A 6679-nucleotide genomic window follows, 5' to 3' on the forward strand; every position below is an offset into this window, starting at 1 on the left:
GGATGTTGTTATAACTGATCAAAATGTTACAGGAACATTGAAAGACGGAGGAAGATTTCAAACAACAATACCCCCTTTTAATGATCCAAACCTACCAAAAATTCTTATAGATCACAATGTAGATGTAACTGTTAAACCATCTTCCAACAGTGGAATGTGGTGGTACATACTATCAAATGTTGGTTCAATTGTGATAATCATCTTCTTCTGGATGATGATGATGAGATCGCTCTCTGGAGGTGGAAACTCTCAGGTGTTTAATTTTGGAAAAAGTAGGGCAAGACTCTTCCTTGAGAATAAACCAAAAATAACATTCAATGATGTTGCTGGACTTGAGGAGGTTAAAGAGGAACTCCAGGAAGAGATAGATTTCCTGAAGAATCCGAGAAAATTTTCTGCCCTTGGAGCAAAAATTCCAAAGGGAGTTCTTCTTGTTGGTCCACCTGGATGTGGAAAGACTTTGCTTGCAAGAGCAGTCGCTGGAGAGGCAGGTGTTCCATTCTTTAGTGTTTCTGGTTCTGAATTTGTGGAGATGTTTGTTGGTGTTGGTGCTGCAAGAGTTAGAGATCTATTTGAACAGGCAAAAAAGTATGCACCCTGTATTATTTTTATAGATGAAATTGATGCAGTTGGAAGGCAGCGTGGAGCAGGTCTTGGTGGAGGACATGATGAGAGAGAACAGACATTAAATCAACTCCTTGTCGAGATGGATGGCTTTGATCCCAATAGCGGAATTATAGTAATTGCTGCAACAAACAGGCCAGATATTCTTGACCCAGCACTCCTAAGACCTGGAAGGTTTGATAGAAGGATAGTGGTAAATTATCCAGATGTGAAAGAAAGGGAAGCTATACTAAAAATTCATACAAGAAATAAGCCTTTAGCCAATGACATAAATCTCTCTGTGCTTGCGAAGAGAACAGCAGGATTCACTGGCGCAGATCTTGAAAATCTTGTAAATGAAGCTGCCCTCCTTGCAGCAAGGAGAGGCAAGAACAAAATTACAATGGAAGAGTTGGAAGAATCAATAGATAGAGTAATAGCAGGACCTCAGAAGAAATCAAGGGTAGTTTCCGAAAGAGAGAAGAGAATGATTGCCTTTCATGAAACAGGACATGCCATTGTGGCAGATTATCTTCCACACACTGATCCTGTCCACAGGATCTCCATAGTTTCAAGAGGAATGGCTCTTGGATATACACTCCAATTACCAGAGGAGGAAAAGTTCCTGAAGACAAAGGAGGAACTCCTTGAAGAGGTTAGTGTCCTTCTTGGGGGAAGAGCAGCTGAAGAACTCTTTATAGGTGAAAAAACTACAGGGGCTGAGAACGATTTAAGAAGAGCAACAGAGATTGTAAGAAAGATGATAACAGAGTTTGGAATGAGTGAGAAACTTGGACCACTGACCTTTGGAAAGAAAGGAGAATTTGTGTTTCTTGGAAGAGATATTGCCGCAGAGAAAAACTACTCTGACCAGATAGCATACGAGATTGATAGAGAGATAAGAGACATCGTTGAGAAATGTCATGAAAGAGCAAAGGCAATACTAAAAGAGAATAGCGAGGCAGTTCACAAAGTTGTTGAAGTCCTATTGGAAAAAGAGACAATGGAGGGAGAGGAGTTAAAGAAGATACTTGAGGAATTCAGGAGAAAGAAAAAAGAAGAAGTTGATAAAGCTAATTAGCTTTGACCTCTGGAACACAATAATAGAGGATAGAAGAGAACTTGAGGATAAGAGGGGAGAGATACGGATAAGAAAGATTTATGAGTGTCTCTCCCCTCTTAATATTGAACTGGAAGATATAAGAAAAGCATATCTAAGGATGAGCAATTGGCTGTTTGAAACTCAGGATAAAACAAAGAGGAGCATAGGGACAGAAAAGCAGATAAAATATATCTTAAAAAGATTTGGAGTGAGGGTAAATCAAATTGTATTTGATGAGATAAAGAAAGCCTATGAGAGTGCAATTTTTTTCTATCCTCCACCTTTAGTTGAAGGGGCAAAGGAAACGCTTAAAAAATTTTATAACCTTGGAATAGATATGTGCATAATTTCAGATGCAGGGAGAACGCCAGGCTGGGCTTTAAGAAAGATTCTTGAAAAGTATGCTCTTAATAGCTATTTTAAAAGGATGTACTTTTCAGATGAAACAGGATGGGTGAAACCAAATAAGAAGGTTTTTTTAAAAGCACTGAAGGATTTTAAAGTGAGAAAGGAAGAGATGGTTCATATTGGAGACAAAATAGAAAAAGATATTGAGGGAGCAAAAAATGCTGGAATAAATTACATATACTTCTCAAGAGATGGTAACTGTGAAGTAAACCCTTGCGGCAAAACTCTTCCTGAAATATATGATATTTTCTTAAAACTCTTCCCTATCGCAAGGAGTTTATTCAGTTAATCAAGAGTTTTCTGATCTATAAGACCATTTCTCCTTGCAACAAATAGAGAGACGGAGAAAAATAGAGTTACAAGAACAAAATAAACTACATTCTGAATAAGAAGTATTTTTGTGAGCGTAAGAATTGACATATCTTTTGTTAAACTATTCCATCCAGTTCCAAGCAAAATTTTTCTCATCCCATCCATCCATATGGTCTGTGGAATAAAATAGCCGATATTTCTCAAGAAGGGAGGAAATACATCGAGTGGAAAGATTGCTCCTGTGAAGAGAAGAAATATACCAGTTGCACTCTGAGTTAAAAACCAGCCATTCTTTGCAATGAGGAAGTTAAGTCCTGCAAAGAAATAACCAATTATAAACAGTGAAAAAACACCAAGAATAAAGAACAGAGGAAGAATGATGAACCATCCTGCAATTGGGTTCAAACTTAACTTAAAGAAGGTGAAACTTACAAAGATTAGTATTCCTACAGAAACAGATGTAGTTATAAACTTTGCAAAACCCCTACCTGTAAGATAGATAAAGAGGTTCACAGGAGATATATAAATATATTTTAATGTCTCATAAAACTCCCTATCATCAATCACTGCCCATGCCATACCAAAAAGAACATTGGCAGTATAGAGATGAAGGGCATTTCCTATAAGAAGATGGGGAAAGGTTAACCCAATTTTTCCTCTTGTTATGATGAGATACATAATTATAAGGATAAAGGAAGAAGATAAAGGTTTTGCAAGGGAGTATATTGTAAATAAAAATGGATCTGTCCAGTTACTCTCAATCTTCCATCCAAGAAAAAAGGAGGTTTTAAAGTTCAAAAAGAGCCTTCTTACTACTCCCATCTTATTGTAATTTTACCCTCCTTTCTTGCAAGTCTCTCCATCTTTTTTAAGTAAAAATGTGCAAGGAAAAGGTAGACAATTGTGAGAACTAAAAGAATAAGAATCTCCACATTTACCGAAAGAAAACCAAAGATTTCTCCTTTTTTAAAGAGGAGCTGCCTTAAACCATCAAGGCCAAGGGTTAATGGAATAAGAGATGAAAAGAAACCAACTGGTCCAAGAAATTTTATAGGAAAATACATACCTGTGATAAGATAAACAGGCTCCTGAAGAAATTCAGAGAGATGCCATGCCTCCCTTCCCCATATAAGATAAAGAGAAGAAAGAAGCATACCAAGACCATAGAGAGATGAAAGTGTTAAAAAGAAGATAAGGAAAAGCTGAACAGGGTTTCCTGTCTTAAATGGAATTTTAAAAACTATTGACCCGATAAAGATTGTTGCTGATGCTCTTAAAGCTGTGGACAGCATCCCTCCAAGACTCATTCCAAAGAGAATGGACATAAGGGATATTGGTGCAATAATGTAAAGAGATAGATTTCCTCCCATTCTCTCCCAGTAAAGCTGAGAAGCCATATCCCATAATACATTAACCCAGAATGCACTCATGGCTCCACCAAGTATGGCAAAACCAAGAAAATCAATCCCAGCACCAAGAAATTTGTATAATAAACCATAGGAAAGAACTGATAAGAGAGGTAAAACCACATCTGCTACAATCCAGGAATACTCCCTATTTGCAGCTATAACCCTTGGATATGCTCTTCCCCATATGGCTCTTAGATTTCTAACTATGTATCTTTTCATCTTTATCTCCAACTATTTCAAAGAATACATCTTCAAGGGTTGGCTCTCTCTTCCTAAAGGATGAAACAAGTATGTTTCTATTTTTAAGAATGAGAAAAAGGTCTGATATTTTCTCTTCGTTATCCATCTGAAATTTCAATTCAAACTTACCATCTGGTAGAGGATTTATTGAAACATTGTATATAAAGGGTATATCTTCCTTTAACTTATCATAGGAATCTGTTCTTACCTCTACAGAATAAAATACTTTGTTTTTCATCCTCTCCTTTAAACCCTTTGGTGTGTCAAGTGCTACAATCCTCCCATTGTTTATTATGGCTATCCTATCACAAAGCTCCTCTGCTTCATGAAGATAGTGAGTTGTAAGGAGTATTGTTCTTCCCGGTCTTTCCCTCATCCATGATTTTATAAAGCTTCTCACCGTCCTTGCAATCTGCACATCAAGTCCAAGGGTTGGTTCATCAAGAAAAAGTACCTCTGGATCAGATATTATCCCTCTTATAATATTCATCTTCTGCCTCATTCCTGTGGAGAGTTTACTAACCTTTGTATTTCCATCTTCCTTCAAACCAAAGATTTCAAGATACTCCTCTATTCTCCTTTTAGCCACCCTTGATGGGATACCATAAAACTGAGAAAACATCCACAGATTCTCCCTTACAGTGAGAATTCCATAACCAGACCACTCCCCACCACTGACCATATTTATTCTCTCCCTTATTTTTAAAGTATTCTTCTCCACATCATTTCCTAAAACAAATGCTTTGCCTTTTGATGGAAGAAGTATAGTTGTAAGAATCTTTATAAGGGTTGTTTTTCCTGCACCGTTTGGTCCAAGAAGCCCAAAGAGCTCTCCCTTTTCCACCTCTATATTAACTCCTTTGAGAGCCTCTATAATCCTTTTACCCTTTTTATAAAACCTGTAAAGGTCCACTGTTTTGATTGCAGAATCTTTCGTATTCACAGGAAATATTATATCAGATAGCTATATAAAATTTATACAACACAAAAAGAGAAGATGTATTTAAAACAGCATCTTTAAAGATGGGAAACTATTGTTTGCAAGAGATATGGATTTTCTCACAGATTTAATAGAAGAAACATCACTTGATGCAATTGCAAACGAATATATATCAGAAGAATCTTTAAGGGAGCTCATGGAGAGATGAAAAATGGTAAACTTTGGTTAAATTTTTAAAATAAGGTTTTTTATTTTGTTCCAGTCTGATAAAAGCACCTCCTTTAACTCGTTTCTGTAGAGTGCAGATGCAGGATGATACATGGGAATAATCTTTAAAATTCCAAAGGGAGTATTTGACACGAAAATCTTTCCATGAATCTTGCTTATAGAATCTGCATCAGAAAATCCAAACTTATCCAAGATATACTTACTTGCAAATCTACCAAGACATATTATAATTTTTGGTTTTATTATATCAATCTGCCTGTCAAGAAATGGAGAACAAGCTTCTATCTCCTCTGGTAAAGGATCTCTATTTTTGGGAGGTCTGCACTTTAAAATATTGGCAATATAAATATCCTCCCTCTTTAAAGACACACTCTCAAGAAGTTTGTTTAAGAACTTTCCTGCTGCACCAACAAATGGAATTCCCTCCTTATCTTCATAAAAACCTGGAGCTTCCCCTATAAGCATAACCTTAGCATTTGGATTTCCATCTCCAAATACAAGATGGGTTCTTGTCTTCCATAAATCACATCTTCTACAATCTCCTATTTCCCTTTTTAATTCCTCTAAACTTTCCTTATTTTCCAAAGAATCTTCTCCTCCTTTAAATAGTCAAAGGTGATCTTTAGAATTATTAATATGGGGACGGTGAATAGAACTCCCCATATACCAAATATGGCTCCAACAATAAGCATTGTTATAAGAACAAAGAATGGACTTATCTTTAGTACTGCTTTTGCCCATAGAAGTGGATAGACAAACTCTGATGTTAATTGTTGCTGGGCAATGTAAAATATTGAGAACCATAAAGCTGTAAGTGGAGAAACAGTCAATGATAAAACCACGCCTAATAAAAATGTGAAAATTGCCCCAGCATAAGGAACAACCTCTCCAACTGCACCGATAAAACCCAAAGTGCCTGCATAGGGTATCTTAAGTAGGGAGGCAACCAGCCATATGGTAATACCAATGCTTGTGCTCATTATTGATTGAACAAAGATGTATCTTTTAAGATAGAAATTCAATGTTTCTGAATAGGAAGTAATCTTTCCTCTTATATTTTCAGGAAACTGCGATAAGACCCAAGAGAGAATCTTTTCTCTATCAAAAATAAAGAATATGGAAAGGATAAGAGATGCAATAAAGGCAAGGGAGAGCTTAACAAATGATGTGAAAAAGGAGAGAATCTTTTGAGAAACCTGGTTCATTATATCCGGTAATTTATCTTCTATATACTTTGCAATTTTTTCTATCCCAACTGCAAGAATCTTGTTCTCCCCTCCAATTTCCTGAATCTTCTCCCCTATCTTTGTAAGATAGGAGGCAAATTCAGATGCAATGGAAGTAAAGTTATTTACAAGCTTTGAAGTCTCATTCACTATAGGAGGAACAATCACTGAGAAAAATATAACGATTATGAGGATCACTATAACAACTGAT

General features: G+C 36.4%; 7 protein-coding genes. 2 read left to right on the forward strand and 5 right to left on the reverse strand.

Annotated elements, in window-relative coordinates; all coding sequences use genetic code 11:
* Both ftsH and J7J33_02720 read left to right on the forward strand, forming a co-directional pair.
* Positions 1-1684: ATP-dependent zinc metalloprotease FtsH (gene ftsH / locus J7J33_02715; protein MCD6168204.1), on the forward strand; the 1684-nt coding region annotated here is incomplete at its 5' end.
* A complete protein-coding gene (locus J7J33_02720) occupies positions 1668-2402 on the forward strand; it encodes an HAD family hydrolase (GenBank protein MCD6168205.1) in 735 nt (244 codons plus the stop codon). The genes ftsH and J7J33_02720, both read left to right, overlap by 17 nt.
* Here J7J33_02720 and J7J33_02725 read toward each other — a convergent pair.
* The 5 genes from J7J33_02725 to J7J33_02745 form a co-directional block, all read right to left on the reverse strand.
* On the reverse strand, positions 2399-3223 hold the full coding sequence (locus J7J33_02725; protein MCD6168206.1) for an ABC transporter permease: 825 nt from the start codon (positions 3221-3223) through the stop codon (positions 2399-2401). The two genes, J7J33_02720 and J7J33_02725, sit on opposite strands and share 4 nt — an antisense overlap.
* A 14-nt stretch (positions 3224-3237) precedes the next feature.
* Positions 3238-4053 (reverse strand): ABC transporter permease, encoded by an 816-nt coding sequence (locus J7J33_02730; GenBank protein ID MCD6168207.1) that lies wholly within the window; start codon positions 4051-4053, stop codon positions 3238-3240.
* Positions 4034-5017 carry an ABC transporter ATP-binding protein gene (locus J7J33_02735; GenBank protein ID MCD6168208.1) on the reverse strand — a complete coding sequence of 328 codons (984 nt, stop codon included), beginning with the start codon at positions 5015-5017 and terminating at the stop codon, positions 4034-4036. Before J7J33_02735 ends, J7J33_02730 begins: the two co-directional genes overlap by 20 nt.
* Before the next feature lie 222 nt (positions 5018-5239).
* The gene (locus tag J7J33_02740) at positions 5240-5827 is read right to left on the reverse strand and encodes a uracil-DNA glycosylase (protein MCD6168209.1); all 588 of its coding nucleotides are present in this window, start codon (positions 5825-5827) and stop codon (positions 5240-5242) included.
* The coding region (locus J7J33_02745) for an AI-2E family transporter (GenBank protein ID MCD6168210.1) at positions 5806-6679 on the reverse strand (874 nt) is incomplete at its 5' end. The genes J7J33_02745 and J7J33_02740, both read right to left, overlap by 22 nt.

Source organism: Caldisericia bacterium, assembly GCA_021158845.1.
Classification (GTDB): domain Bacteria; phylum Caldisericota; class Caldisericia; order B22-G15; family B22-G15; genus B22-G15.